At 69.3% G+C, this 25,574-nt stretch carries 21 protein-coding genes and 1 pseudogene; 12 read left to right on the top strand and 10 right to left on the bottom strand.

Going from position 1 to position 25,574, the window contains the following annotated elements; translation table 11 throughout:
• The first annotated feature begins 2 nt into the window (after positions 1–2).
• Positions 3–3,959, top strand: a complete 3,957-nt coding sequence (locus TU34_RS15620; protein ID WP_045823807.1) for a DNA-directed RNA polymerase subunit beta' — start codon at positions 3–5, stop codon at positions 3,957–3,959.
• A gap of 219 nt (positions 3,960–4,178) precedes the next feature.
• Here TU34_RS15620 and TU34_RS15615 read toward each other — a convergent pair whose 3' ends face one another.
• From TU34_RS15615 to TU34_RS15600, 4 genes and pseudogenes are all read right to left on the bottom strand, one after another.
• Positions 4,179–5,300 carry an amidohydrolase family protein gene (locus tag TU34_RS15615; RefSeq protein ID WP_045823806.1) on the bottom strand — a complete coding sequence of 374 codons (1,122 nt, stop codon included), beginning with the start codon at positions 5,298–5,300 and terminating at the stop codon, positions 4,179–4,181.
• Positions 5,300–6,646 (bottom strand): type I glutamate--ammonia ligase, encoded by a 1,347-nt coding sequence (locus TU34_RS15610; protein WP_045823805.1) that lies wholly within the window; start codon positions 6,644–6,646, stop codon positions 5,300–5,302. Before TU34_RS15610 ends, TU34_RS15615 begins: the two co-directional genes overlap by 1 nt.
• Before the next feature lie 18 nt (positions 6,647–6,664).
• Positions 6,665–7,088, bottom strand: a pseudogene (locus tag TU34_RS15605) (VOC family protein).
• A 121-nt stretch (positions 7,089–7,209) separates the two neighbouring features.
• The gene (locus TU34_RS15600) at positions 7,210–8,181 is read right to left on the bottom strand and encodes an alpha/beta hydrolase-fold protein (protein WP_238981339.1); all 972 of its coding nucleotides are present in this window, start codon (positions 8,179–8,181) and stop codon (positions 7,210–7,212) included.
• Positions 8,182–8,323: 142 nt separating this feature from the next.
• Here TU34_RS15600 and TU34_RS15595 point away from each other — a divergent pair, with 142 nt between their 5' ends.
• Together TU34_RS15595 and TU34_RS15590 are read left to right on the top strand one after the other, a co-directional pair.
• Positions 8,324–9,430: a DNA polymerase IV gene (locus TU34_RS15595; protein WP_045823803.1), complete on the top strand. Its 1,107-nt coding sequence runs from the start codon at positions 8,324–8,326 to the stop codon at positions 9,428–9,430.
• 69 nt (positions 9,431–9,499) lie between these two features.
• Positions 9,500–10,405 (top strand): undecaprenyl-diphosphate phosphatase, encoded by a 906-nt coding sequence (locus TU34_RS15590; protein WP_045823802.1) that lies wholly within the window; start codon positions 9,500–9,502, stop codon positions 10,403–10,405.
• Positions 10,406–10,414: 9 nt separating this feature from the next.
• On the opposite strand, the gene TU34_RS23650 is transcribed toward TU34_RS15590, so the two are convergent.
• Both TU34_RS23650 and TU34_RS23645 read right to left on the bottom strand, forming a co-directional pair.
• Positions 10,415–11,095 (bottom strand): type 1 glutamine amidotransferase, encoded by a 681-nt coding sequence (locus TU34_RS23650; RefSeq protein WP_045823801.1) that lies wholly within the window; start codon positions 11,093–11,095, stop codon positions 10,415–10,417.
• A 38-nt stretch (positions 11,096–11,133) separates the two neighbouring features.
• A complete protein-coding gene (locus TU34_RS23645; RefSeq protein WP_052688969.1) occupies positions 11,134–11,574 on the bottom strand; it encodes a hypothetical protein in 441 nt (146 codons plus the stop codon).
• A 90-nt stretch (positions 11,575–11,664) separates the two neighbouring features.
• Here TU34_RS23645 and TU34_RS15575 point away from each other — a divergent pair, with 90 nt between their 5' ends.
• Together TU34_RS15575 and TU34_RS15570 are read left to right on the top strand one after the other, a co-directional pair.
• Entirely contained in the window at positions 11,665–12,558 is an 894-nt protein-coding gene (locus tag TU34_RS15575; protein WP_045823800.1) for an alpha/beta hydrolase family protein, read from the top strand.
• 4 nt (positions 12,559–12,562) lie between these two features.
• On the top strand, positions 12,563–13,510 hold the full coding sequence (locus TU34_RS15570; RefSeq protein WP_045823799.1) for an NAD(P)/FAD-dependent oxidoreductase: 948 nt from the start codon (positions 12,563–12,565) through the stop codon (positions 13,508–13,510).
• 6 nt (positions 13,511–13,516) lie between these two features.
• Here TU34_RS15570 and TU34_RS15565 read toward each other — a convergent pair whose 3' ends face one another.
• Both TU34_RS15565 and TU34_RS15560 read right to left on the bottom strand, forming a co-directional pair.
• Positions 13,517–14,005, bottom strand: a complete 489-nt coding sequence (locus TU34_RS15565) for a SixA phosphatase family protein (RefSeq protein ID WP_045823798.1) — start codon at positions 14,003–14,005, stop codon at positions 13,517–13,519.
• Positions 14,002–14,313, bottom strand: coding sequence for a hypothetical protein (locus tag TU34_RS15560; RefSeq protein WP_150116558.1), 312 nt, complete (start codon positions 14,311–14,313; stop codon positions 14,002–14,004). Before TU34_RS15560 ends, TU34_RS15565 begins: the two co-directional genes overlap by 4 nt.
• 122 nt (positions 14,314–14,435) lie before the next feature.
• On the opposite strand from TU34_RS15560, the gene TU34_RS15555 reads away from it, so the two are divergent.
• From TU34_RS15555 to TU34_RS23635, 4 genes are all read left to right on the top strand, one after another.
• Positions 14,436–15,392 (top strand): esterase/lipase family protein, encoded by a 957-nt coding sequence (locus TU34_RS15555; RefSeq protein WP_045823797.1) that lies wholly within the window; start codon positions 14,436–14,438, stop codon positions 15,390–15,392.
• Between the two features lie 106 nt (positions 15,393–15,498).
• Complete coding sequence (locus tag TU34_RS15550) at positions 15,499–16,392, top strand: DMT family transporter (protein ID WP_045823843.1); 894 nt, start codon at positions 15,499–15,501, stop codon at positions 16,390–16,392.
• Positions 16,393–16,402: 10 nt separating this feature from the next.
• The gene (locus TU34_RS23640; protein WP_045823796.1) at positions 16,403–17,263 is read left to right on the top strand and encodes a DMT family transporter; all 861 of its coding nucleotides are present in this window, start codon (positions 16,403–16,405) and stop codon (positions 17,261–17,263) included.
• 12 nt (positions 17,264–17,275) lie between these two features.
• Positions 17,276–18,688: a dihydrolipoyl dehydrogenase family protein gene (locus tag TU34_RS23635; RefSeq protein ID WP_045823795.1), complete on the top strand. Its 1,413-nt coding sequence runs from the start codon at positions 17,276–17,278 to the stop codon at positions 18,686–18,688.
• A gap of 23 nt (positions 18,689–18,711) precedes the next feature.
• Here TU34_RS23635 and TU34_RS15535 read toward each other — a convergent pair whose 3' ends face one another.
• Positions 18,712–20,082, bottom strand: coding sequence for an FAD-binding oxidoreductase (locus TU34_RS15535; protein WP_045823794.1), 1,371 nt, complete (start codon positions 20,080–20,082; stop codon positions 18,712–18,714).
• A complete protein-coding gene (locus TU34_RS15530; RefSeq protein ID WP_045823793.1) occupies positions 20,079–21,806 on the bottom strand; it encodes an AMP-binding protein in 1,728 nt (575 codons plus the stop codon). The genes TU34_RS15535 and TU34_RS15530 overlap by 4 nt, the downstream gene beginning before the upstream one ends.
• A gap of 127 nt (positions 21,807–21,933) precedes the next feature.
• Between TU34_RS15530 and TU34_RS15525 the strand changes: the two genes are divergently transcribed.
• Genes TU34_RS15525 through mmsB form a run of 3 tightly spaced genes read left to right on the top strand, consistent with a single transcriptional unit; the run spans position 21,934 to position 25,480 of the window.
• Positions 21,934–23,454, top strand: coding sequence for a CoA-acylating methylmalonate-semialdehyde dehydrogenase (locus TU34_RS15525; protein ID WP_045823792.1), 1,521 nt, complete (start codon positions 21,934–21,936; stop codon positions 23,452–23,454).
• Positions 23,451–24,614: an acyl-CoA dehydrogenase family protein gene (locus TU34_RS15520; protein ID WP_082080332.1), complete on the top strand. Its 1,164-nt coding sequence runs from the start codon at positions 23,451–23,453 to the stop codon at positions 24,612–24,614. The genes TU34_RS15525 and TU34_RS15520 overlap by 4 nt, the downstream gene beginning before the upstream one ends.
• A complete protein-coding gene (mmsB, locus tag TU34_RS15515) occupies positions 24,611–25,480 on the top strand; it encodes a 3-hydroxyisobutyrate dehydrogenase (RefSeq protein ID WP_045823791.1) in 870 nt (289 codons plus the stop codon). The genes TU34_RS15520 and mmsB overlap by 4 nt, the downstream gene beginning before the upstream one ends.
• Positions 25,481–25,574: the final 94 nt, after the last annotated feature.

The raw sequence follows: 25,574 nt of genomic DNA, 5'->3' as shown, positions 1-25,574 counted from the left end.
ACTTGCTCGACGTCAACTTTTTCGACGAACTGAAGATCGGTCTGGCGACCGCCGACGACATCCACAAGTGGAGCTTCGGCGAGGTCAAGAAGCCCGAGACGATCAACTACCGCACGCTCAAGCCCGAGAAGGACGGCCTGTTCTGCGAGAAGATCTTCGGACCGACTCGCGACTGGGAGTGCTACTGCGGCAAGTACAAGCGTGTGCGCTTCAAGGGCATCATCTGCGAGCGCTGCGGCGTCGAGGTCACTCGCGCCAAGGTGCGTCGTGAGCGCATGGGCCACATCGAGCTCGCCGCACCGGTCACCCACATCTGGTACTTCAAGGGTGTCCCGTCGCGTCTGGGCTACCTCCTCGACCTGGCGCCGAAGGATCTCGAGAAGATCATCTACTTCGCCGCCTACGTCATCACCGCGGTCGACGACGAGCTCCGTCACAACGAGCTGTCGACGCTGCAGGCCGAGATGGAGGTCGAGAAGAAGGGTGTCGCCGACACCCGTGACGCCGACCTCGAGGAGCGCGCCAAGAAGCTCGAAGAGGATCTGGCCGAGCTCGAGCGCGAAGGCGCGAAGGCCGATGCCCGCCGCAAGGTGAAGGACGGCGGCGAGCGCGAGATGCGCAAGATCCGCGACACCGCGCAGCGTGCCCTCGACGACCTCGAGGAGATCTGGGACAAGTTCACCAAGCTCTCTCCCAAGGACATGATCATCGACGAGCGGCTCTACCGTGAGCTGCAGGATCGCTACGGTGAGTACTTCACCGGCGCGATGGGTGCCGAGGCGATCAAGAAGCTTCTCGAGACCTTCGACATCGAGGCCGAGGGCGAGATCCTCCGCGACACCATCCGCAACGGCAAGGGCCAGAAGAAGCTGCGCGCGCTCAAGCGACTGAAGGTCGTCGCGGCGTTCCAGCAGTCGGGCAACTCGCCGCTGGGCATGGTCCTCGACGCGGTGCCGGTGATCCCGCCGGAGCTGCGGCCGATGGTCCAGCTCGACGGTGGTCGTTTCGCGACCTCGGATCTCAACGATCTGTACCGCCGCGTGATCAACCGCAACAACCGCCTCAAGCGACTGATCGATCTGGGTGCGCCCGAGATCATCGTCAACAACGAGAAGCGGATGCTGCAGGAGTCGGTAGACGCCCTGTTCGACAACGGTCGTCGTGGCCGGCCCGTCACCGGGCCGGGCAACCGCCCGCTGAAGTCGTTGAGCGATCTGCTCAAGGGCAAGCAGGGTCGTTTCCGTCAGAACCTGCTCGGCAAGCGCGTCGACTACTCGGGCCGTTCGGTCATCGTCGTCGGCCCGCAGCTCAAGCTGCACCAGTGCGGCCTGCCGAAGCTGATGGCGCTCGAGCTGTTCAAGCCGTTCGTGATGAAGCGTCTGGTCGATCTCAACCAGGCGCAGAACATCAAGTCGGCCAAGCGCATGGTCGAGCGTCAGCGCCCGGCCGTGTGGGACGTCCTCGAAGAGGTCATCGCCGAGCACCCGGTTCTGCTGAACCGTGCGCCGACGCTGCACCGCCTCGGTATCCAGGCGTTCGAGCCGCAGCTCGTGGAGGGCAAGGCCATCCAGCTGCACCCGCTCGTGTGTGAGGCGTTCAACGCCGACTTCGACGGTGACCAGATGGCGGTCCACCTGCCGCTGTCCGCCGAGGCGCAGGCCGAGGCCCGCATCCTCATGCTGTCGTCCAACAACATCCTGTCGCCGGCATCGGGTCGTCCGTTGGCCATGCCGCGTCTGGACATGGTCACGGGTCTGTACTTCCTGACCGCACTCAAGGACGACAAGGTCGGCGCGTACACGGCGTCGTCGAACGACGACGTCGAGCGCGGTGTGTACTCGACCCCGGCCGAGGCCACCATGGCGATGGACCGCGGTGCGCTGTCGGTGCAGGCGCCGATCAAGGTGCGTCTGACCGATCAGCGTCCGCCCGCCGACATCGAGGCCGAGCAGTTCCCCGACGGCTGGAAGTTCGGTCAGCCGTGGACGATCGCGACCACTCTGGGTCGGGTGCTCTTCAACGAGTTGCTCCCGGTGCAGTACCCGTTCGTCAACGAGCAGATGCCGAAGAAGCGTCAGGCCGTGATCATCAACGATCTTGCCGAGCGCTACCCGATGATCGTGGTCGCCCAGACCGTCGACAAGCTCAAGGACGTCGGCTTCTACTGGGCCACCCGTTCGGGTGTCACCGTGTCGATGGCCGACGTGCTCGTGCCGCCGACCAAGGGCGCGATCCTCGACAAGTACGAGGAGCGGGCCGACGGTCTCGAGAAGAAGTACGCCCGCGGCGCGCTCACGCCGGAAGAGCGTCGTGACGCCCTCGTCGAGGTCTGGAAGCAGGCCACCGAAGAGGTCGGTGCCGCGATGGAGGCGTACTACCCCGAGGACAACCCGATCGCGATGATCCCGAAGTCGGGTGCGACGGGCAACATGACCCAGGTTCGTAACCTGTCGGGCATGAAGGGTCTGGTGACGAACCCGAAGGGTGAGTTCATCCCGCGCCCGATCAAGTCCTCGTTCCGTGAGGGTCTGACCGTCGCGGAGTACTTCATCAACACGCACGGCGCCCGTAAGGGTCTGGCCGACACGGCGCTTCGTACCGCCGACTCGGGCTACCTGACCCGTCGACTCGTCGACGTGTCGCAGGACGTCATCGTGCGCGAGACCGACTGTGGCACCGAGCGCGGCATCATCACCACGCTCGCCGAGAAGCAGGCCGACGGCACGCTGATCCGGGACGCCCACGTCGAGACCTCTTCGTACGCGCGCACCCTGGCGACCGACGCGGTCGACGCCAACGGCACCGTCGTGGTCGAGCGCGGCCAGGATCTCGGTGACCCCGCGATCGAGGCCCTGCTCGCCGCCGGCATCACCGAGGTGAAGGTCCGCTCCGTGCTGACCTGCACCACCGGAACCGGTGTCTGCGCGTCCTGCTACGGCCGCTCGATGGCCACCGGCAAGCTCGTCGACATCGGCGAGGCGGTCGGCATCATCGCCGCCCAGTCGATCGGTGAGCCCGGTACCCAGCTGACCATGCGTACGTTCCACCAGGGTGGTGTCGGCGACGACATCACCGGTGGTCTGCCGCGTGTCCAGGAGCTGTTCGAGGCCCGTGTCCCCAAGGGCAAGGCCCCGATCGCCGAGGTCACCGGACGCATCCGCCTCGAGGACGACGATCGTTTCTACAAGATCACCATCGTTCCCGACGACGGTTCGGAGGAGGTCGTCTACGACAAGATCTCCAAGCGTCAGCGTCTGCGTGTGTTCAAGCACGAGGACGGCTCGGAGCGCCTGCTGACCGACGGCGACCACGTGGAGGTGGGACAGCAGCTCATGGAAGGTGCTGCCGACCCGCACGAGGTGCTGCGGATCATGGGTCCCCGTCAGGTGCAGGTGCACCTGGTCAACGAGGTCCAGGAGGTCTACCGGAGCCAGGGTGTGTCGATCCACGACAAGCACATCGAGACGATCGTTCGTCAGATGCTGCGTCGTGTGACGATCATCGACTCCGGTGCCACCGAGTTCCTGCCCGGTTCGCTCACCGAGCGCGCCGAGTTCGAGGCGGCCAACCGTCGCGTCGTGTCCGAGGGCAACGAGCCCGCGGCCGGACGTCCGGTGCTGATGGGTATCACGAAGGCATCGCTGGCCACCGAGTCGTGGCTGTCGGCGGCGTCGTTCCAAGAGACCACCCGCGTGCTGACCGATGCGGCCATCAACAGCCGCAGCGACAAGCTGGTGGGCCTCAAGGAGAACGTGATCATCGGCAAGCTGATCCCGGCCGGTACCGGTATCAACCGCTACCGCAACATCACGGTGCAGCCGACCGAGGAGGCGCGCGCCGCGGCGTACGCCGTGCCGTCGTACGACGACACCTACTACAGCCCGGACGGCACCTTCGGTGCTCCTGCCGGCGCTGCGGTGCCGCTCGACGACTACGGTTTCTCGAGCGACTACCGCTAGTCGGTAGAGATCTGACCAGAACGACCCTCACCTCCGGGTGGGGGTCGTTCTGCATTCGCCGCCCGTCACCGCCGCAGTTGGGCACGTAACGCCCGCAGTTGGGCACCAAACGCCCGCAGTTGGGCACGTCACCACCTCGGTGGAGCAGTGAATCACCCGCCTGTGCCCAACTGGCGTCGTTACGTGCCCAACTGGGGTCGTTACGTGCCCAACTGGGGGCTAGAGGCGGTAGACGCGCCTGGCGTTGGTGTGGGCGATCATGTCGATCACGCGTGTCGCGTCGGTGGCAGACCACTCGTCGGCGTCGACGAAACCCTGCACCGCGCGGGCGATCCCGGACCGCCACAACACCGCGCCGAGGTGGTGGAACTCCGCCGGGCCGCAGCCGTCGGACGAGTAGAGCAGCTTCGAGAACGGCGCCATCTCCAGCAGACGAGTGATGAACGCCCCCGACCGTGCACCGAGATGGTGGATGGCGAGGCCGCCGTCGAGATACACGTTGCCGAACGCCTGCGCGAGATACCCTGCCTCGCGTTCGAAGGGATAGCAGTGCAGCAGCATGATCGGTGTGGTGCCGCTGCCGCGGAGGAAGTCGGTCAGCAGCAACGGATTCGAGGTCGCGAGGTCGGCGTCGCGGTCACCGAAGCCGATGTGGAACTGCAGCGGCAACCCGAGTTCGAGTGCGCGATGCAGCCCGAACCGCAGCAGGATCCGGTCGGTGACCCGTCGCCCGCCCTCGTCGCGCCAGCGCCGGGCGGCGAGTTCCACCAGCGCGGGCGGTGGGTCGGAGAGGTCGCCGCCGAACCCGCCCCGGTAGGCGAGGATCGACTTCGTGGCGACGGCGCCCGCGGCCCGGCGGTGCAGGATCTCGACGAACTCGTCGGCGTAGCCACCGGCACCGGCTGCGGCCTCCTCGGCGATCTGTTCCAGGCGCACCACCTCGTGTGCGACACCGCCGCCGGCCGCCGCGAGCTCGTCGGGCGACACCAGGCCGATGTCGAAGCCGGTGTCCACCAGCCACTGTGCGACGCCGGCGGCGGGGAGCAGTGTGCGCGCGACACCGGTCTCGCCCACCTCGCGGCGGCGGCGCAGGTAGTCGACCGGAGAGCAGTGACGCTCCAGGCCCAGCAGCGGTGCGCAGTGTGCACGGACCGCGAAACCCGCCTGGGTGTCGAAGCCGTCGTCGATCGACCGCACTCCGGCGGTGTCGGCCTCGAGGAGCGCCGAGGCGAACCGGATGTCGGAGGCATCGGGATCACCGGGGGCGGCGGAGGCCCAGAACCCGTGCACGTGGTGGTCGATCAGCGACACCGCCGCGGCGTGCTCGGCGATCGCACCCATCAGACGCTCCAGGTCATCCGGAATGTCTCGGCGATCTCGCCGGGGGAGAGGTGCCCGAAGTTCTCGGTCTCGTACCGTCGCACCGCGACCGTGGCGTCGACGACGTCGTCACCGAGGACGGCACGGGCCACATTCGACGCGTCGAGAGCGTCGATGATGGCGCCCTGATCGACCGGCAGCAGCACGGTCCCCGCCGAGTCCCGTTGCGCGTCGGTCTGCGACGCCGGGTCGACGAGCGTCTCCGGGGGCAGGGCGAGACCACGGTCGATGCCGTCGAGCGCCGTCCCGAGGATCGCCGCGGTCGCGAGATAGGGGTTCGACGACGGGTCGACGATCTTCACCTCGACGTTCGCCCCGTGGGGGTTCGCCGGGCGGGCCTCGATGAACCGCACCGCGGCCTCGCGATTCTCGGTGCCCCAGCAGGCGTAGGCCCCGGCCCAGTAGCCCGGCAGCATCCGCAACACCGACACGATCGAGCCGCACAGGATGCCCTGAATGTCGGGCAGTCCGGCCACGACACCGCCGATGGCCGCGGCGCCGGTGTCGGTGAGACCGTGCGGACCGTCGCCCCCGGAGAACAGCGGACCGTCGGAGCCGGCGATCGAGAAATGTTGGTGCGCGCCGTTGCCGACGCCGTCGGCGATCGGCTTGGGCGAGAAGCACGCGCGCAGTCCGTGCTGCCGGGCGACCCGACCGATGACGAGTCGGGCCGCGATGAGCTGGTCGGCCGCGGCGACCGGCGGCAGCGGGGCGAGCGACACCTCGAACTGGTTGCCGCCGTATTCGGGGTGCAGCTGCGCGATCTCGATGTCGGCGTCGCGAGCGGCGGCGAGGACGTCGCGCACGAAGCCCTCGTGTTCGAGCACCCCGGCCAGGCCGTACTGCGCCCACATCGTCGCCGGGATCGGCTCGGCGTCGGGGCCGAACAACCCGAACTCCAGTTCGTGACCCACCAGGGCCGTCAGCCCGCGCTCGGCGAGACGATCGGTGATGCGCCGCAGCGTGGTTCGCGCGCACGCGGCGACCGGCGCGAGGTCCTGGTCCACGAAATCGGCCGGTGCCCAGGCCATCCCGTCGCCGATCACGCGTGCGGCCCCGAGATCGACGCGGATGCGTTCGTCACCGACGGCGCCGAAGCGATCGGTGTAGGCGATACCGACGCGATCGGTGGTGAACACATGCCACACCGGGCTGACGCCGAGACCGGTCGCGGCGAAACCCTCGGCGCGGTCGATGTGGACGGTCTTGGCGTGGACGAGTCCGGCCGGGTTCACCACCGTCCCGACGAGGAACTGCGTTCCGGCGCTGCGGAGTCGGCCCAGGGCGTCATCAGTGGTGGATGCCATGGGCCACAGTCTGCCCGCTCAGCCGTGTCTGTAGGGGAGATACTGCACCGACCACGCGTTGCCGTCGGGATCGGCGAAGTGGACGAAGTGGCCCCACGGCTCGATCGCGATCTCGCTGACGTCGACGCCGGCGTCGAGCAGATGGGTGCGAACGGCCTCGATGTCGGTCACGCACATTCATCAGACCCTTGACCGATCCCGGCTCGCCGTCGACGAGCCCGACACCGAACGTGATCGAGCAGCCGGAACCGGGCGGCGTCATCTGCACGAACCGGATGTCGGTGTCACCGGCGTTGCCCGGGGAGCCGGCGGCGACCACCTGATCGTGGTCGGCGGTGAAGCCGACCCGGGCGTAGAAGTCCTTGGCCCGGTCGACGTCGGACACGGGCAGCGTGATCACCTCGAGCGTCCAGGGGCCGCCGGGGATCGTAGGTGCATTCATCGGGCTGTCGACACTGCTGGTCATGATCGGGTCCTCTCGTCGCTGAACTGGTGTGACCAGTCTCTCGGCGATCGAGGACAGTGACGGTCCTCGATGAACTCGATCTCGAGACGTGCCCGGATCAGCCGTTGCGGAACCAGCCGGCGCGCTCGATCCGACCGATCTCGGTCTGCCAGAACTGCCAGGCGTGGATGCCGACGGGCCAGAAGCTGCTGCGCACGTTCGCGCCGGCCGCGCGGGCGGCGAGGGCGAAGGTCTGCGACTGCTCCATGGAGACCACCTCGAGCGCCGAGCCGGACAGACCGGTTCCGAAGGTGGCGACGCTGGTGGGCGGCCCGTTCCAGACGCCCGCGGCGGCGTAGACCCAGAGATGCTTGCCGCGCATCGCGCCGAGGTTCAGCCACGGATCGTTCTGGAAGGCGCGCACGTTGGGGAAGATGCCCCACATGTCGTTGAGGTCGAAGCGACCCGAATCGAACGCCGCCGCACGGAGCATGGTCTGCATGCCCGGCGCGGTCGGGTGCGGGAAGCCCGAGATCGACGCGGCGCGCGAGTAGAGGTCGGGGCGGGTGGTCGCGAGCATGATCGCCGGGCTGGCCGCCATCGACAGGCCGACCAGCGTGCGGTTGCGCGAGAATCCCAGGGAGTCCATGTACGCGGGCAGGCTGCCGGTGAGCACGCTGTTCCAGCGGTAGGGACGCGTCTGGCCCGCGCTCGGGCTCGGGTTGTCCCAGTCGGCGTAGAAGCTCGACTGGCCGCCGACGGGCATGACGACGTTGTATCCGCGCTGGCTGAGGTAGGCGACGTTCGTCTCCTTCTCCCAGCCGTTGACGTCATTGGTGGCACGCAGACCGTCGAGGAAGATGATGGTCGGTGCGGCCGACGGCTTCGTGGTGGTCGAGGCCCAGGTGCGGATGACCGGGTCGCCCATGCCGTAGCCGTTGATCTTCGCGGCGCGGAAGGTGGGAGCGGGGTTCGGGCCCCACGCCGAGGCGGTGCCGGTTCCGACGACGAGCATGCCGACGGCCAGCAGCAGCGACACGATCAGGCCGACGACCGGCCGCGGTCGGGTCATCACACCGGTTGGCTTCATCGTTCGACCACCCTCAGACGTCATCACACACACCACTCCTGTTCGATTCGCAGGTCGATTTTTCCACGATGCGTCCGCGTTCGTGCATCTCCACCCGTACGGACTTCCCCGTGAAGGGTCGCATACGGGGGACAATCGGGCCGTGCAGGTCCCCGATGTCACAGGGAGTCCGTCGTCCCCCGCCGCGTCACGTCACCGCTGGATCCTGCACGTCGATCTCGACCAGTTCCAGGTGTCCGTGGAGCGCATCCGCGACCCCGAACTCGTGGGGGTCGCGGTGATCGTGGGCGGCTCGGGCGACCCGGAACAACCCCGGACGGTGGTGACCTGCGCGTCGTACGAGGCCCGTGAGCAGGGGGTGCGCGCAGGGATGCCGATGCGGGCGGCGCTGAAGCGATCACCCGACGCGGTGTTCCTGCCCACCGACCACGCCACCTACGACGCCGCGTCGGCGAGGGTGATGGAGGCGATCGCGTCCCTCGGGCACCCGGTGGAGGTCTGGGGATGGGACGAGGCCTATGTCGGTGTCGACGCCGACGATCCGGTGCCGGTCGCCGCGGCGATCCGCGAGACGGTCGCCGCGGTCACCGGGCTGCGCAGCGCGGTGGGGATCAGCGACAACAAGCAGCGCGCGAAGATGGCCACCAACATCGCGAAGAAGCGCCCCGTCGACGGCGACCCCGCGGCGAGGGTGTTCGTGCTGACCGGCGAGAACTGGAGGGCCGAGATGGGTGAGCGCCCCACCCGCGACCTCCACAGCGTCGGACCGAAGACCGCGGCGAAGCTCGCCGCCGCGGGCGTCGACACCGTCGACGACCTCGCGGCCACACCTCGGCAGACGTTGATCGACATGTTCGGTCCGCACCAGGGCACCTGGCTCCACGTGCTCGCGCGCGGTGGCGGCGACGCCACGATCACCACCGAACCCGAACCGGCACGGTCGCACTCGAAGGTGCAGACGTTCCCGACGGACCTGACCGATGTCGCGCAGATGCACGACCGGCTCGCCGAGCTCACCGAGAGCCTGCTCGCCGAGATCGTCGGCGAGGGGCGCGTCGTGTTCCGCGTCGCCGTCACCGTGCGCACCACGACCTTCTTCACGCGCACGAAGTCGCGCAAGCTCCCCGCGCCGACGACGTCGCTCGCCGACATCTCTCCCGCCGTGCACGTCCTGCTCGACAAATTCGATCTCGACCGACCCGTCCGACTGCTCGGTGTGCGACTCGAACTGACCGATCCGGACACCTGATCGCGACCTTCGCGACAAGTCGCCCCGGCGATATGACATCGACGCGGGCCGGAGTCCACGATGACTCCCGTGAGCACGCTGACCTACACCCAGTCCGTCGTCATGGGGCTCCTCCAGGGCGTCACCGAGCTGTTCCCGGTGTCGAGCCTGGGGCACTCGCTGATCGTCCCGGCCTGGATCGGCGGTAGCTGGGAGAAGCTCGTCACCGAGTCGAACAGCCCGGGGCACACCCCGTTCCTCGCGTTCCTCGTCGCGTTGCACGTGGCGACCGCGCTCGCGCTGATCGTGTTCTACCGTCGCGACTGGGTCGCGATCATCGGTGGACTCATCGGCTCGCTGCGAACCCGCTCGGTGGACACTCCCGAGGCGAAGCTCGGATGGCTGATCGTGATCGCGACGATCCCGGTCGGCGTCGTGGGACTCGTCGCCGAGAAGCCGCTGCGCGAGGTGTTCGCGACGCCGTTGATCGCTGCGGTCTTCCTCTTCCTCAACGGCCTGGTGCTGCTCGCCGCCGAGGTGCTGCGCCGCCGGACATCGGCGAGCTCGGGCAGACACGCCACCTCGGGCGCCGGCCGGTCCGGACATGCGAAGGACGACGTCACCGATCTGACCTATCCCGACGGCGCGCTGATCGGCGCGTTCCAGATCCTCGCACTGCTGCCGGGCATCTCGCGGTCGGGCGCCACGATCTCCGGCGGCATCCTGCGCGGACTCGACCACGAGGACTCCGCGCGGTTCGCCTTCCTGCTCGCCACGCCGGTCATCCTGGCCGCCGGCGTGCTGAAGATCCCGGAGCTGTTCGGGCCGGCCGGCGACGGCATCGGCGGGCAGGTGATGGTCGGGTCGGTGTGCGCGTTCGTCGCCGCCCTCGCCGCCGTCGCGTTCCTCGCGCGGTTCTTCCGCACGCGCACGCTCTACCCGTTCGTCGCCTACTGCCTCGTCGCGGGCGGGATCAGCATCGCGCTGTTCGCCTGAGGCCCCGATCTACAGCGCGAGGAACCCGTCGAGCAGTCGCCCGCACCGGGAGCTGAGGTTCGCCGCGTCGCGGGCGATGCGGTCGGCGAGGTCGTCGACGTCGATGCCGAAGTCGCGTTCGACCTCGATCTCGGACTCGCGGGTCCAGCCCAGGCGCCACGCCGCGAACGACCCCGCGGAGATCTCGGGGTGGAATTGCAGGCCCAGGTTGCGGCCGGAGACGAATGCCTGTGCGCCGTTGGGGTTGTGGGCGATCAGTTCGGCGCCCGGCGGCACGGTGAAGTGATCGAAGTGCCACTGCATCCACGGCCCGGAATCGATGAAGTCGCGGGTCGATTCGACCGTCGCGAACCCGACCTCCGGGTGCGGTGACCGCGTGACGACACCACCGAGCACGCGGCTGAGCAGCTGACCGCCGAAACACACCCCGAGCACCGGGGTGCCGGCGTCGAGGACGGCGGCCACGTAGGCGCGTTCGGGCGCCAGCCACGGCAGGGAGTCGTCGTCGGCGGCGTGCGCGGATCCGAGCACCGTCACGAAATCGATGCTCGTCGGGTCGGGGAGGTCGTCGCCGGGATGGGCCACGACGACGTCGTAGCCGCGGGCGCGGGTGTTGTCGGCCAGTGATCCGGCCTCGACGCGTCCGCGTTCACGGTCGTCTTCGTGGGCGAGGAACAGTGCGGTGGTCACCGCCCCATCCTCGCAGCACCACCCGCGACGGGCAGGGTTCAGTCCTCGAGGACCAGCAGCGTGTAGATCCCGAGTGCGGCGTAACCGACCGCCGCGGTGACGGTCAGCAGACGGGTGGTCAGCGGCACCCCCTTGGTGACGGCGAACGACACGGCGTCGACGGCGTCGAGCGCGACGCCGGCCTCGATCGTGGAGGTGAGCACCGCCGGACTCGCCGACGTCGCCGCCACCACGCCGCCGCCGACGAAGACCTCGCGCGCGGCGAACAGCCTCGTGGTCACCTTCATCATCGGCAGCTTCGCGTCGGCGCCGGCGAGCAGTGCGTTGGTCTTGGCCGGTGCCAGCAGCATCGACAGCCCCAGCGCGGCACGGCCACCGCCGAGGACCAGGGGGAGCGCCGTCTTGGCGCGGTCGGTGGATCGGGACTTCCGGGACAGCTTCTTCGTCACGGTGTCAACGGCGGAGGGGGTGATCGTCATGCCGCGATCCTAGGGAGCCCGACGCGACACCGGCCGCGGATACGCTGAACCGGTGACCACCGCGAGAGACCGACCGGCGTCCTCGCGCGCATGACCGCCGTCCCCATCGAGATCACCTGCGCCGACGGGTTCGTGCTGCACGGGCACCACTGGCCCGCCTCCGCGACCGCCCCGCGACGCCCCGGGGTCGCCGTCATCACCGCCGCGACGGGCGTGCTCGCCCGCTACTACCACCGCTATGCGGCGTTCCTCGCCGACGCCGGGTTCGACGTGGTCACCTTCGACTACCGCGGTATCGGGGACTCGCGGCCGAGCCGCCTGCGCGGCATGCGATGTCGCTGGCAGGACTGGGGCCGGAAGGACCTCGACGCCGTGCTCGGTGAGGCCGGGCGCCGATGGCCCGGCGCGCCGGTCTCCGTCGTCGGACACAGCGTCGGTGGGGTGGTCCCGCTGTGGGCGCCGCGCAACACCGAGATCGTGCGCGTGCTCAGCGTCGGTGGCCAGTACGCGTGGCGCGGTGACTTCGCGCCATGGGCACGGCGTCGGCTGATCTGGCGTTGGCGCGTGGTGGGTCCGCTGCTGACCCTCGTGTGCGGGTATTTCCCGGCGCGGCGTCTCGGCTGGATGGAGGATCTGCCGCGCGGCGTCGCGATGGAGTGCGCGCGCCGTCGCCCGCGCATGGAGGACAACTACCCCCGCGCCGAACGCGCCGACGTCGTGGCCGTCGCCGCAGCCCTGACCGCACCCGTCCTCGCCGTCGCGACCACCGACGACGAGTACGCCACGCCCGCGGCCGTCCGGCGGGTGCTCGCCTACCTGCCCGCCACGTCACACGAGTTCGTCCAGCTGTCACCGGATGCGCTCGGCCACAGCTCCATCGGCCATTTCGGGCTGTTCCACAGCCGCCATCGCGACGACTTCTGGGCCGACTCGGTGCGCTGGCTGGTCGACGGCGAGAACCCCTGGCCCGAGCACGTACGGTGAATTAATGAGCACCGAACACACCGTGGGCACGCCGGTGACCGTCGTCGGGGCGGGGATGGCGGGCGCGGCGTGTGCCGCCGCGCTGGTCGCCGCGGGCGTGCCGGTGCGCGTGCTCGACCGCGGGCGCGCCCCCGGGGGACGGATGGCCTCACCTGAGCTGCACGGCCGCCGGGTCGATGTCGGGGCCGGGTATTTCACCGTGCGCGACAACGGTTTCCAGGCGGTGGTCGGGGAGTGGCGTGGTCGCGGCCTGGCCCGCGAGTGGACCGACACCTTCGGGGTGCTGGCCGCCGACGCGCCGCCCTCGACCTCGACCGGCCCGATGCGGTGGGCGACCCCCGGCGGCCTGCGATCACTCGTCCGCGACGTCCTCGGCGACATCGAGGTCACCACCGCCGACCTCGACGCGCTGCCCGACGGTGACGTCGTGATCGCGATGCCCGATCCGCAGGCCGCGCGGTTGACCGAGATCGACGAGTCGGTCGGCTACGACCCGGTCATCGCGGTCGCCGTCGGATTCGAGCCGGAGTCGATGCGGGACCTGCCGTTCACCCACGCCGCGTTCGTCAACGACCACCCGTCGGTGTCGTTCATCGCCGACGACGGCTCGCGCCGCGGCGACGGTGCCGCCGTGCTCGTCGCCCACACCACGCCCGACCTCGCGGCCGCCCACCTCGACGATCCCGCCGAGGTGATCGGAGAGGTGGAGGACGCGGTGACCGAGCTGCTCGGGATCGGCCGGTCGGCGATCGAGTGGACCCACGCGCACCGCTGGACCTTCGCCAAGCCGACCGGCGCCCACGACGCCACCCACTCCCTGCAGCAGATCGACGGTCGGCTCGTCGGTCTCGCGGGAGACCAGTGGTGCCCGGAGGGGTCGCCGCGGGTCGAGAGTGCGTGGCGGTCGGGTACCGATCTCGCGGCCGCGATCATCGCGCGCCGCGACGCCTGAGTTGACCTAGCGGGGGATGTTCATCGACACCAGTGTCGCGGTGTCGGATCCGGCGGCCGCACCGATCTGATCCCACGGGACCGCGATCCGCAGCACCGCGTAGGCCGAGGTCGGGAACCCGTCGATGTCGGCCGACGGGTCGAGCGTGATGGCGGTCGCGGGCATCCCCGGTTCGTGGCCGACCACCAACACCGTCTCGGCGTCGGCGGGCACGTGGTCGCGGATGGCGGCGAGGATGTGTTCGGGCATGCCGCCGTACACGTCGTCGACGAAATCGACCGAGGCGGCGTCGACGCCCGTGCACTGCAGCGTCTGGCGGGTGCGGGTCGCGGTCGAGCAGACGACGGCGTCGACGGTGAGGCCGTCACGCGCGAACCATTCGCCCGCGAGTGTCGCCTGCGCGATGCCGCGTTCGGCGAGCGGACGTTCGTGGTCGCCGACGCCCTTGGGGTATCCCGACTTGCCGTGGCGCATGAGGATCAGCGTGCGCGTCATGCGCTGCGCGACCGCGCCGAACGATCCGAACCGGTTTCCCCACGCAGCAGCCGCGCGGTGTGTCGCCACGCCGACGCCTCCTGCTCGTAGGCCCGGGCGTGCTCGTCGTCGCCGCGATCGAGCGCCGCGGCCGCGGCCTCACGGAGTTCGAGATCCTCGTCGAGACTGAGTTCGATCAGGTCGTCACGGGCACCGTCGTCGGTCAACGCGCTGTCGATCTGCGCGCGCGACAGGGTGAGGAGTTGCTCCAACTCGTCGGAGATCCCGCGAGTCCCCGTCCTGGGAGTCCCCGTCCTGCGTGATGCCACCCGATGACGGTAGATCCGATGACCGACATCGGCGAAACACCTCCTGCGGCGTGGCGAAGTCGTCGCGATGTCGCTCGCTCGAACGACGCCATCCCCGGCTGACGAGGTGTTACGTTCCGCTCATGAGAACACGTTCTACTTCGGTGGTGGTGCGGACGCTCGTCGGTCTGCTGCTCGCGGCGGGCGCGGTCACCGCGTCGGTCGTGCCGGCGAGCGCGGCCCCGCTCCCGGTGTCGTACAACTTCTTCTCCGGCATCCCCTACGCGCTGGGCCACCCCGGTGGATCGCTGCCCGGATCGAACGACTTCCGGTGCCGACCGACGGCCGAACACCCAAATCCGGTGGTCCTGGTCCACGGCACCGGCGGCGGCAGCATGACCAACTGGGGCACCTACGTCCCGCTGCTCCGCAACGAGGGCTACTGCGTGTTCGCCCTCACCTACGGCACGGTGACGTCGATCGCGCCGTTCGACCAGGTCGGGGGCATGGGGCGCATCGAGACCAGCGCCGCGCAGCTGCGCACCTTCGTCGACCGCGTCCGTCAGGCCACCGGAGCGGCCAAGGTCGACATCGTCGGCCACTCGCAGGGCACCCTGATGCCGACCTGGTTCGTCCGATACCTCGACGGTGCGTCCTCGGTCGGTCGGTACGTGTCGCTCGCGCCGCTGTGGAACGGCACCGGCGGTGCGGTGGGAGCGCAGGCGGGCGTGGTGGCGCGGCGTCTCGGCATCACCGAGACCGGATTGCCCGTGTGCGCGGCGTGCGGCCAGATGCAGACCGGGTCGGCGCTGCTGGCGGAGGTCAACGCCGGCGGCGGTCCCTACGTCCCGGGAATCGCGTACACGAACATCTCCACCATGTACGACGAAGCGGTCATCCCGTACACCTCCGGTCAGGTGGCGGGGCGGCCCGGCGACGACGTCACCAACTTCGTTGTGCAGAACGGGTGTTCGGCCGACCACAGTGACCATGTCGCCGTCGCCGCCTCGCGCCGGGCGGCGACCTACGTCCTCAACGCACTCGATCCCGCACACCCGCGATCCGTGCCGTGCCTGCCGGTCCTGCCGATCGTCGGGTGATCGGTCGCACACCTGTCCGGGGTGCTCGATAAGACTTCGTTGAGAATCCGCTCCCAGGCCCCCGAGGACGGCGCGGCGCCCCGTGTGGGCCAGTAGCGTGGGCGCGATGCACCTGTTCCTGCCCGCGACGCTCGCCGTGCTGTCGGCGTTGCTGGTCGCGACGGGAACTCTGGTGCGGCAGCGGTCGTCGACGCCGACCGGTGGCATCACCCGGCGCTGGTGGCTGGGCGTGCTCATCGCCGCGGGCGGGTTCGCGCTGCAGGCCGTCGCCCTGGGGCTGGGCACCCTGCTGTTGGTGCAGCCGCTCATCGTGCTGTCGGTGTTGTTCGCGTTGCCGATGGAGGCCTACCTCGACCATCGGCGGCTCACGTTCCAGGAGTGGAAGTGGGGCATCGTCCTCACCCTGTGCATCGCCGCGTTCGTGCTGATCGCCATGCCGACACCGTCGGAGTCCTCCCCGGGCCCGTGGGTGTTCGTCGGCACCGTCGTCGCGGTCCTCGTCGTCCTCGCCGGACTGGTGGTGGGCGCGAAGTTCGTGTCGCTGCACTACCGGGCGCTGCTCTTCGGTTCGGCGTCGGGGCTGTTGACCGGCGTGCAGTCGTTCCTCGTCAAGGGCGTCACGAACCAGATGGGGGACGGGATCGCGCACATCTTCGTCCACCCCGAGCTCTACCTGATCATCGTCGTCGCTGGCGGGTCGGTGTGGGCGCAACAGCTCGCCTTCGCCGCCCACGACCTGCAGACGTCGTTCCCGGCCATGACCGTCATGGAACCCGCGGTCGCCATGGCGCTGGGCGTGCTGCTGCTCGGTGAGCGCGCCGACGTCGACGTCGTCGAGGGCGTGTTCGCCGGTGGTGTGTTGATCCTCATGTTCTACGCGGTGGTGGTGCTGGCCAAGCACGCCGCAGCTCGCGAAACGGAGTTCGAGGCGCCTCCGGAACTCGTGTCCGCGAACGCCACGGGCGTTTCCCTGGGTGGCACATCCCGGGCCGGCCACTAACCTCGAACACGTGCACACCTGGCTCCCCGCGCTGCTGGCGGTCGGCGCGGCAGCGCTGATCGCGGCGGGAACCGTGCTGCGTCAACGCGCCTCGTGCGAGGGCGGCGCGATCACGCTCGTGTGGTGTCTCGGCGCGGGCATCGCGCTCGGCGGGTTCGGCCTGCACGCGGCGGCGCTGGGCCTCGGATCGATCCTGCTCGTGCAGCCGCTGGTGGTCCTCGCGGTGTTGTTCGCGTTGCCGCTCGAGGCGTGGCTCGATCACCGGCACCCCAGCCGCTACGAGTGGGCATGGGGTGGCGCGCTCGTCGCCTGCGTCGGCATCTTCCTGCTCATCGCCGACCCGCGCGAGGTCGATCGCCGACCCGACCACGCCCTGATCGTCGCCACGATCGCCGCCATCATCGCGCTGCTGATCGTGTTGGTCGTGATCGCCGAACGATCCAGCGACCACAACCGCGCCCTGTTCTACGGCCTGGTCGCCGGCACACTGTTCGGTATCGGCGCACTGCTCATCAAGACCGTCGTCTACGTGGCGCTGCACGATCCGCTCAACCTCTACGCGCGCCCCGAGGTCTATCTGTTCGTCGTCGTGGCGATCGGCGGCGTCGTCGCCCAGCAGCGCAGCTTCGTCGCCGGTGAACTGCAGACCTCGTTCCCGGCGATGACGGTGATGGAACCCGCGGTGTCGATGGCGCTCGGCGTGACACTGCTGGGCGAGGCGGTCGTCGTCGGCTGGTGGCAGACCACCGTGATGGTGATCGTGCTCGTCGTGATGGTCCGCGCGGTCATCACCCTCGCCACCCTCTCGGCGGTGCGGGGTGTCGACACGCCCGCGTCGACGGCCCCCCGTGACAGCGAGCTCATCGCGTAGCAGGCTGGGTCGATGAACGACACCTACGACGTCATCGTCATCGGCGGTGGGCCCGCCGGTGAGGTGGCCGCCCAGTTCGCCATCGCCGGATCCGATCGCACCGCCGCCATCGTGGAGGCCGATCTCCTGGGCGGTGAGTGCTCCTACTGGGCGTGTATGCCGAGCAAGGCGCTCTTACGGCCGGTGGAGGTGGTCGCCGCGGGTCGACACCTCGACGGTGTGTCGGTCGGTGATCTCGACACCGCCGCCCTGCTCGCACGGCGCGACACCTGGGTCAGCGGCTACGACGACTCCGGGCAGCGGTCCTGGGCCCAGGGTGCCGGCATCGACGTCATCTCCGGCCGCGGAGCACTCGTCGGCGACCGCACCGTCCGCGTCACCACCGACGACGGCGAACGCACCCTGACCGCGCGGCAGGCGGTGGTCCTCGGAACGGGGAGCACCGCGAGCGTCCCCGGCGTGTTCGCCGACCTGCACCCGTGGACGTCGCGCGACGCGACCGGCGTTCGCGAGGTACCGGAGTCGCTCATCGTGATCGGCGGCGGCGTGGTGGCCTGCGAGGCGGCGACGTGGATGAGCGCACTGGGCACCGCGGTGACGATGCTCGTCCGCGGGCAGGTGCTCGGCGCCCTCGACGACTTCGTCGGTGAGGCGGTGATCGAAGGGCTGCGCGCGGCGGGCGTCGAGGTGCGCACCGGTGTCAGCATCTCCGACCCCCGGCGCGACGACGTGACCCCCGATGCCGGTGACGGCTCGTCGGTGGGTGTCTCCCACGGCGGTCCGGTCACCGTGGCCGTCGACGGTGAGGACCTCACCGCCGCCGAGATCCTCGTCGCCGCGGGCCGCACGCCCGCCACCGACGGACTGGGTCTCGACTCGGTCGGCATCGACGATCCGTCCGATCTGTCCGCGGTCGACCCGGGCGGCCACGACTGGCTGTACGCCGTGGGCGACGTGTCGTTCGGGCCGATGCTGACCCACTGGGGCAAGTACCAGGCGCGTGTCGTCGGTGCGCGTATCGCCGCCCGCGCCGAGGGCCGCACGCCGCCGCCGGTCCGCGGCGACGTGCCGGTGCCGCAGGCGGTGTTCACCGATCCGCAGGTCGGCAGCACCGGGCTCACCGCCCGCGACGCGCGCGAGCGTGGACGGCCGGTGACCGTGGTGAGCCAGCCGATCACGGCCGCATCGGGCATCGGACTGCTGCGCGACGACGCGACCGGCACCGCGCAGATCGTCGTCGACGACAAGACACGCACGCTGGTGGGCGCCACGTTCGTCGGCCCCGAGGTCGGCGAGCTCATCCACGCGGCCACCATCGCCATCGTCGGGAAGGTCACCGTCGACGATCTCTGGCACGCCGTCCCGTCGTACCCGACGGGCAGTGAGATCTGGCTTCGACTGCTGGAGAAGTACTTCGGCTACTAGGTGTGAACGACCGACCCGGCCGGTCAGAACATGGTGCCGGGGTTCATCAGGTGGTCAGGGTCGAGGGCGTCCTTGATGCGACGACTGATGTCCATGACGTCGGCGCCGACCTGATCGGGCAGCCACGGCTTCTTCAGTCGACCCACGCCGTGCTCGCCGGTGATGGTGCCGCCGAGCCCGATCGCGAGATCCATGACCTCGCCGAACGCGAGTTGCGCGCGGGCGGCCTGGTCGGTGTCGTCGGGGTCGAACACGATGAGCGGGTGGGTGTTCCCGTCGCCGGCGTGGGCGATGACCGAGATCATCACCTCGCGTTGGGCGGCGATCGCCGCGATCCCGTCGACGAGGTCGGGCAGTGTCGGCAGCGGCACCCCGACGTCCTCGAGTAACAGTGAACCGAGCTTCTCCACCGCGGGGATGGCCATGCGTCGGGCCACGGTGAACGCCTCACCCTCGGCGACATCGTCGGTGGCGAACACCTCGGTGGCGTTGTTCGCCTCGAATGCCGCTGTGATGACGGCGATCTCCTCGGCGGCCGCAGCACCGGGGGAGTCGCTCTGGGCGACGAGCATCGCGCCTGCCGAGCGGTCGAGGCCCATCTTGAGGTGATCCTCGACGGCGTTGATGGCGACGGAGTCCATGAACTCGAGCATCGCCGGACGGATCCGATCGGTGATCGCCAGCACCGCCTCGGTGGCGTCGTGGACGCTGGCGAAGCTGCCGACCACCGTCGACGCGGCCGGCTGCGGCGGCAGCAGTCGCAGCGTGACCTCGGTGATGATGCCGAGGGTGCCCTCGCTGCCGACGAACAGTTTCGTCAACGACAACCCGGCGGAGTCCTTCAGGCGCGGACCGCCGAGCCGTACGGCGCGACCGTCGGCGAGCACGACCTGCATGCCCAGCACGTAATCGGTCGTCACGCCGTACTTCACGCAGCACAACCCACCGGCGTTCGTTGCCGCGTTGCCGCCGATCGAGCAGATCTCGAACGACGACGGATCGGGCGGATACCACAGGCCGTGCTGTGCGGCAGCGGCTTTCACCTCGCCGTTCAGGAGCCCGGGCTGGACGACGGCCACCCGCATCACGGTGTCGATCTCGATGGCGCGCATCCGTTCGGTGGAGATGGTGATCGCCCCGTTGACGCCGCCCGACCCACCCGAGAGTCCGGTGCCCGCGCCGCGGGGCACGATCGCGACACGGTTCGCCGCGCACCATCGCACGGCCGCGACGACGTGATCGGTCGACTCCGCGCGCACCACGGCCAATGGGATCGCCGCGTCGGGGTCGAGTGCGCGGTCCTGTCGGTACCCGCCGCAGATGTCCGGATCGGTGACGACCATCCCCTCGGGGAGCGCCGCGATGAGATCGTCGAGGGCGAGTGTGCGCGTCATGACCCCACGCTATCGATCGTCGCCGACGAGGGTTCGCGGAATTCGACGAGTGCATTGTCGCCGCCTCCCGTCTCGAGCCCACGCAGTTCGACGCGACGGATCTTGCCGCTGATGGTCTTGGGCAGCTCGGCGAAGGTGATTCGGCGGACCCTCTTGTAGCCGGCGAGCTGGGCGCGACTGTGGGCGAAGATCGCATTGGCCGTCTCCTCGGTGGGTCCGTGGCCCGGGGCCAGCACGATGTACGCCTTCGGCACCGACAGGCGGAGTTCGTCGGGGGCGGGGACGACGGCGGCCTCGGCGACGGCATCGTGTTCGAGCAGAACCGATTCCAGCTCGAACGGACTGATCCGGTAGTCGCTGGACTTGAAGACGTCGTCGGTGCGGCCGACGTAGGTGATGTAGCCGTCGGCGTCGCGACTGCCGACGTCACCGGAGTGGTAGTAGCCGCCGGCCATCGCCGTCGCGGTCCGTTCGGGGTCGCCGTGGTAGCCGACCATGAGTCCGAGCGGCCGGTGCGCAAGGTCTATGCAGATCTCACCCTCGTCGACGCCCGGCGTCCCGGTGGCGGGGTCGACGAGGGTGATCCGGTAGCCGGGGCACGGGCGGCCCATCGACCCGTCCTTGAGCGGTTGTCCCGGCGAGTTCGCGATCTGCACCGTGGTCTCGGTCTGTCCGAAGCCGTCGCGGATCGTGACCCCCCACGCCCGGCGCACGCGGTCGATGACCTCGGGGTTGAGCGGCTCACCGGCGCCGACCGCCACCCGCGGCGGGGTCGTGAGGCGCGACAGGTCGGACTGGATCAGCATGCGCCACACCGTCGGTGGGGCGCAGAAGCTGGTCACGCCGCAGCGCTGCATCTGATCCATCAGCGCCTTCGCGTCGAAGCGGGCGTAGTTGTAGATGAACACGCACGCCTGCGCGTTCCACGGCGCGAAGACGTTCGACCACGCGTGCTTCGCCCAACCCGGGGAGCTGACGTTGAGGTGGATGTCGCCGGGCCGCAGACCGATCCAGTACATCGTCGACAGGTGGCCCACCGGATACGAGACGTGGGTGTGCTCCACCAGCTTCGGCTTCGAGGTGGTGCCGGAGGTGAAGTACAGCAGCAGCGTGTCGTCGGCGCGGGTGGTGTGGCTCGGCGTGAACTCGAGCGGGGCGTCGGCGGAGTCGGCGTAGGAGGTCCAGCCGTCGACGACGTCGCCGACCGCGATCCGGGTGTGCCGCGCACCGACCGCGTCGAAGGTGGGGGCGAGTTCGCTGCGCGCGATCACGTGGGCGACGCCGCCGCGGTCGATGCGGTCGGCGATGTCGGCCTCGGAGAGCAACGTGGTCGCGGGGATGACGACGGCGCCGATCTTCATCGCGGCGAGCATCACCTGCCAGAGTTCGACCTGGTTGGCCAGCATCAGCAGGATGCGGTCACCGGCCGCGACGCCGAGTCCGTCGAGCCACCCCGCGACCCGCGTCGAGCGGGCACTCATGTCGGCGAAGCTGTGGATCGATTCGCTACCGTCCTCCTCGACGATCCACAGCGCCGGTGCGTCGTTCGGCGACCCGTCGGCGTTGCGGGCAATCGCGTCGAACCAGTCGAGCGCCCAGTTCCACTCGTCGAACTGCGGCCACCGGAACTCGGCGACCGCGGTCTCGTAGTCGTCGGCGTGGCGCACCAGGAGGTCGCGCGCCGAACGGAAGGTCTCGGTTCTGGATTCCTGCGAATGGGACACGGGCCACCTCTGGAGTCGGATTCCCGGCCGGGTTGGACACCTGGCGGGCAAACACTAGGATATGCAAGTATACCGTGATCGGGGACACACCCCGCCCACTCTCACCACATCGAGTCGGAGACACACCATGACCTCAGAGATCCCGCATTTCGTCGACGGTGCGCGCCGGCCGGGTACGTCCGGACGAAGCGCCGACGTGATGAACCCGTCCACCGGGGCGGTGCAGGCCACGGTCCCGCTCGCCTCGGTCGAGGAGGTCAACGAGGTCGTCGCGTCGTCGGTCGCCGCCCAGCGGGTGTGGGCCGCATGGAACCCGCAGAAGCGGGCGCGAGTGATGATGCGTTTCGTCGACCTGGTCAACCAGAACGCCGACGAGCTCGCCGAGCTGCTGTCGATCGAGCACGGCAAGACCATCGCCGACGCCCACGGCGACATCCAGCGTGGTGTCGAGGTCATCGAATTCGCCATCGGGATCCCGCACCTGCTCAAGGGCGAGTTCACCGAGGGGGCCGGCACGGGCATCGACGTGCACTCGGTCCGCCAGCCGCTCGGCGTGGTCGCCGGCATCACGCCGTTCAACTTCCCCGCGATGATCCCGCTGTGGAAGGCCGGCCCGGCGTTGGCGTGTGGCAACGCCTTCATCCTCAAGCCGAGCGAGCGCGACCCGTCGGTCCCGCTGCGGCTGGCCGAGCTGTTTCTCGAGGCCGGTCTGCCCGCCGGGGTCTTCCAGGTGGTGCACGGTGACAAGGTCGCCGTCGACGCGTTGCTGACCCACCCCGATGTCCAGGCGCTGGGCTTCGTCGGGTCGTCGGACATCGCGCAGTACATCTACGAGACCGCCGCGGCGAACGGCAAGCGGTCGCAGTGCTTCGGCGGTGCCAAGAACCACATGATCATCCTTCCCGACGCCGACCTCGATCAGGCCGTCGACGCGTTGATCGGCGCCGGTTACGGCAGCGCCGGCGAACGGTGCATGGCGATCAGTGTCGCCGTCCCCGTCGGCGAGGAGACCGCGAACCGCCTGCGCGACAGGCTGATCGACCGGGTGACCGCGCTGCGCGTCGGTCACAGCCACGACCCGAAGGCCGACTACGGCCCGCTGGTCAGCGGCGCCGCGCTCGAGCGCGTGCGCGACTACATCGGTCAGGGCGTCGACGCCGGCGCCGACCTCGTCGTCGACGGACGCGACCGCGCCAGCGACGACCTCACCTTCGGAGACGAGCAGCTCGAGGCCGGTTACTTCATCGGACCCACCCTGTTCGACCACGTCACCAAGGAGATGTCGATCTACACCGACGAGATCTTCGGCCCGGTGCTGTGCATCGTGCGGGCCGGTGACTACGAGGAGGCGCTCGCGCTGGCGTCGGATCACCAGTACGGCAACGGTGTCGCGATCTTCACCCAGGACGGCGACGCCGCCCGCGACTTCTGCGCGCGGGTCCAGGTCGGCATGGTGGGCGTGAACGTCCCGATCCCGGTTCCGGTGGCGTACCACACCTTCGGTGGCTGGAAGCGTTCCGGATTCGGTGACCTGAACCAGCACGGGCCGGCGGCGATCCAGTTCTACACCAAGGTCAAGACCATCACGACCAGGTGGCCGTCGGGCATCAAGGACGGGGCCGAGTTCTCCATCCCCACGATGCAGTGAGCGTCCTCGACGCGACGCTGTCGGCCGACGACCGCGTGATCGCCGACACCGCTGCGGCGTTCGCCGCGAAGCGGATCGCCCCGCACGCGCTCGCCTGGGATGCCGAGAAACACTTTCCCGCCGAGGAACTCCGCGAGGCGGCGGAACTGGGGATGGCGGCGATCTACTGCTCCGAGGAGTTCGGTGGCAGCGGGTTGACGCGCCTCGACGGCGTGCGGATCTTCACCGAGCTCGCCGCCGCCGACCCGACCACCGCGGCGTTCCTGTCGATCCACAACATGGCGACCTGGATGGTCGACTGCTACGGGACGGCCGAGCAGCGGGCGACGTGGGTTCCGCGGATGGCGAGCATGGAGTGCATCGCCAGCTACTGCCTCACCGAGCCGTCCGCGGGATCGGATGCGGCAGCCCTGCGGACCCGCGCCGACCGTGACGGCGACGATTTCGTCCTCAACGGTGTCAAGCAGTTCATCTCCGGTGCAGGCACATCCGATGTCTACATCGTGATGGCCCGCACCGGTGGCGACGGCCCGAAGGGCATCTCCACCTTCATCGTCGAGAACGGCACACCCGGGCTGTCCTTCGGCGCGCAGGAGAAGAAGATGGGCTGGCATGCCCAGCCGACCGCTGCGGTCGTGTTCGACGACGTCCGCGTCCCCGCGGCCAACATGGTCGGCGGCGATGCCGGTGAGGGAACGGGCTTCCGTATCGCGATGAACGGTCTCAACGGCGGCCGCATCAACATCGCGGCGTGTTCGCTCGGCGGAGCGCAGGATGCGATGGCCCGTACGCGCCGGTATCTGCGTGAGCGGGAGGCGTTCGGGGGCAGTCTCATCGACGAACCCACCATCCGTTTCGCTCTGGCCGACATGGCGATCGACCTCGAGGCATCACGGCTGATGCTGTGGAACGCCGCGGCAGCCCTCGACGCCGACCACCCCGACAAGGTGACGAGCTGCGCGATGGCGAAACGCTTCGTCACCGAGCGGTGTTTCTCCGTCGCCGACCAGGCGTTGCAGCTCCACGGCGGCTACGGCTACCTGCACGACTACGGGCTGGAGAAGATCGTCCGCGATCTGCGGGTCAACCGAATCCTCGAGGGAACCAACGAGATCATGCGCATGGTCATAGGCCGTGCCATCGCCAAGGAGAACCCATGACCACCATCGCGTTCCTCGGACTGGGCAACATGGGTGGACCCATGGCCGCCAATCTCGTCGCCGCAGGGCACACCGTCGCCGGATACGACCCGGTGCCCGCGGCGGCGGCCGCCGCCGCCGAGAACGGTGTCCTGCTCGCCGAGACCGCCGTCCAGGCCGTCGAACGCGCGGCGGTGGTGATCACGATGCTGCCCAGCGGTGCACTGGTGCGATCGGCGTACGCGGAGATCCTCCCCGTCGCCCAGGACGGGGCGGTCTTCATCGACAGCTCCACCATCTCCGTCGACGACGCCCGTGACATGAACACCCTCGCCGCCGAATTCGGCTTCGCCCAGGTCGACGCCCCGGTCTCCGGCGGCGTGAAAGGCGCGGTGGCCGGAACCCTCGCGTTCATGGTCGGCGGCATCGACGACGCGTTCGCGGCCGCCTCACCCGTGCTCGAACCCATGGCGGGCAAGGTGATCCACTGCGGCGGCCCCGGAAGCGGCCAGGCGGCGAAGGTGTGCAACAACATGGTGCTCGCCGTGCAGCAGATCGTCGTCGGCGAGGCGTTCGTGCTGGCCGAGAAACTCGGCCTGTCGGCGGAATCGCTGTTCGACGTGATCACCGGCGCCACCGGCAACTGCTGGTCGGTGCACACCAACTGTCCGGTACCCGGCCCGGTCCCGACGTCGCCCGCGAACAACGACTTCCGCCCGGGTTTCGCGACCGCCCTCATGCACAAGGACCTCGGTCTGGCCATGGACGCAGTCAGCTCCACCGGTGCCACCGCACCGCTGGGCACCCATGCCGCCGAGATCTATGCCGCATTTGCGGAGAGCAACGGCAGCAAGGACTTCAGCGCCATCATCGAGACCCTGCGCTGACCGCTGCGCAACGAGCGGGCCCGCGGTTCACACTGTGGAGTTGTCAATGTTCGTAGCGCTCCCGCGGGTGGGCGGGGCGTCGGTCTTATGACGC

This window comes from Williamsia herbipolensis (assembly GCF_000964005.1).
GTDB lineage: Bacteria > Actinomycetota > Actinomycetes > Mycobacteriales > Mycobacteriaceae > Williamsia_A > Williamsia_A herbipolensis.
The sequence above is the reverse complement of the archived record's forward strand: the minus strand, read 5'-3'. Positions and strand labels throughout refer to the sequence as shown.

Coding starts and splice junctions, on each gene's coding strand:
- TU34_RS15615 (WP_045823806.1), bottom strand. CDS start 5,300: ATGGGTGCGATCGCCGAGCACGCCGCGGCGGTGTCGCTGATCGACCAC.
- TU34_RS15610 (WP_045823805.1), bottom strand. CDS start 6,646: ATGGCATCCACCACTGATGACGCCCTGGGCCGACTCCGCAGCGCCGGA.
- TU34_RS15600 (WP_238981339.1), bottom strand. CDS start 8,181: ATGAAGCCAACCGGTGTGATGACCCGACCGCGGCCGGTCGTCGGCCTG.
- TU34_RS23645 (WP_052688969.1), bottom strand. CDS start 11,574: ATGACGATCACCCCCTCCGCCGTTGACACCGTGACGAAGAAGCTGTCC.
- TU34_RS15575 (WP_045823800.1), top strand. CDS start 11,665: ATGACCGCCGTCCCCATCGAGATCACCTGCGCCGACGGGTTCGTGCTG.
- TU34_RS15570 (WP_045823799.1), top strand. CDS start 12,563: ATGAGCACCGAACACACCGTGGGCACGCCGGTGACCGTCGTCGGGGCG.
- TU34_RS15565 (WP_045823798.1), bottom strand. CDS start 14,005: ATGACGCGCACGCTGATCCTCATGCGCCACGGCAAGTCGGGATACCCC.
- TU34_RS15555 (WP_045823797.1), top strand. CDS start 14,436: ATGAGAACACGTTCTACTTCGGTGGTGGTGCGGACGCTCGTCGGTCTG.
- TU34_RS15550 (WP_045823843.1), top strand. CDS start 15,499: ATGCACCTGTTCCTGCCCGCGACGCTCGCCGTGCTGTCGGCGTTGCTG.
- TU34_RS23635 (WP_045823795.1), top strand. CDS start 17,276: ATGAACGACACCTACGACGTCATCGTCATCGGCGGTGGGCCCGCCGGT.
- TU34_RS15535 (WP_045823794.1), bottom strand. CDS start 20,082: ATGACGCGCACACTCGCCCTCGACGATCTCATCGCGGCGCTCCCCGAG.
- TU34_RS15525 (WP_045823792.1), top strand. CDS start 21,934: ATGACCTCAGAGATCCCGCATTTCGTCGACGGTGCGCGCCGGCCGGGT.
- mmsB (WP_045823791.1), top strand. CDS start 24,611: ATGACCACCATCGCGTTCCTCGGACTGGGCAACATGGGTGGACCCATG.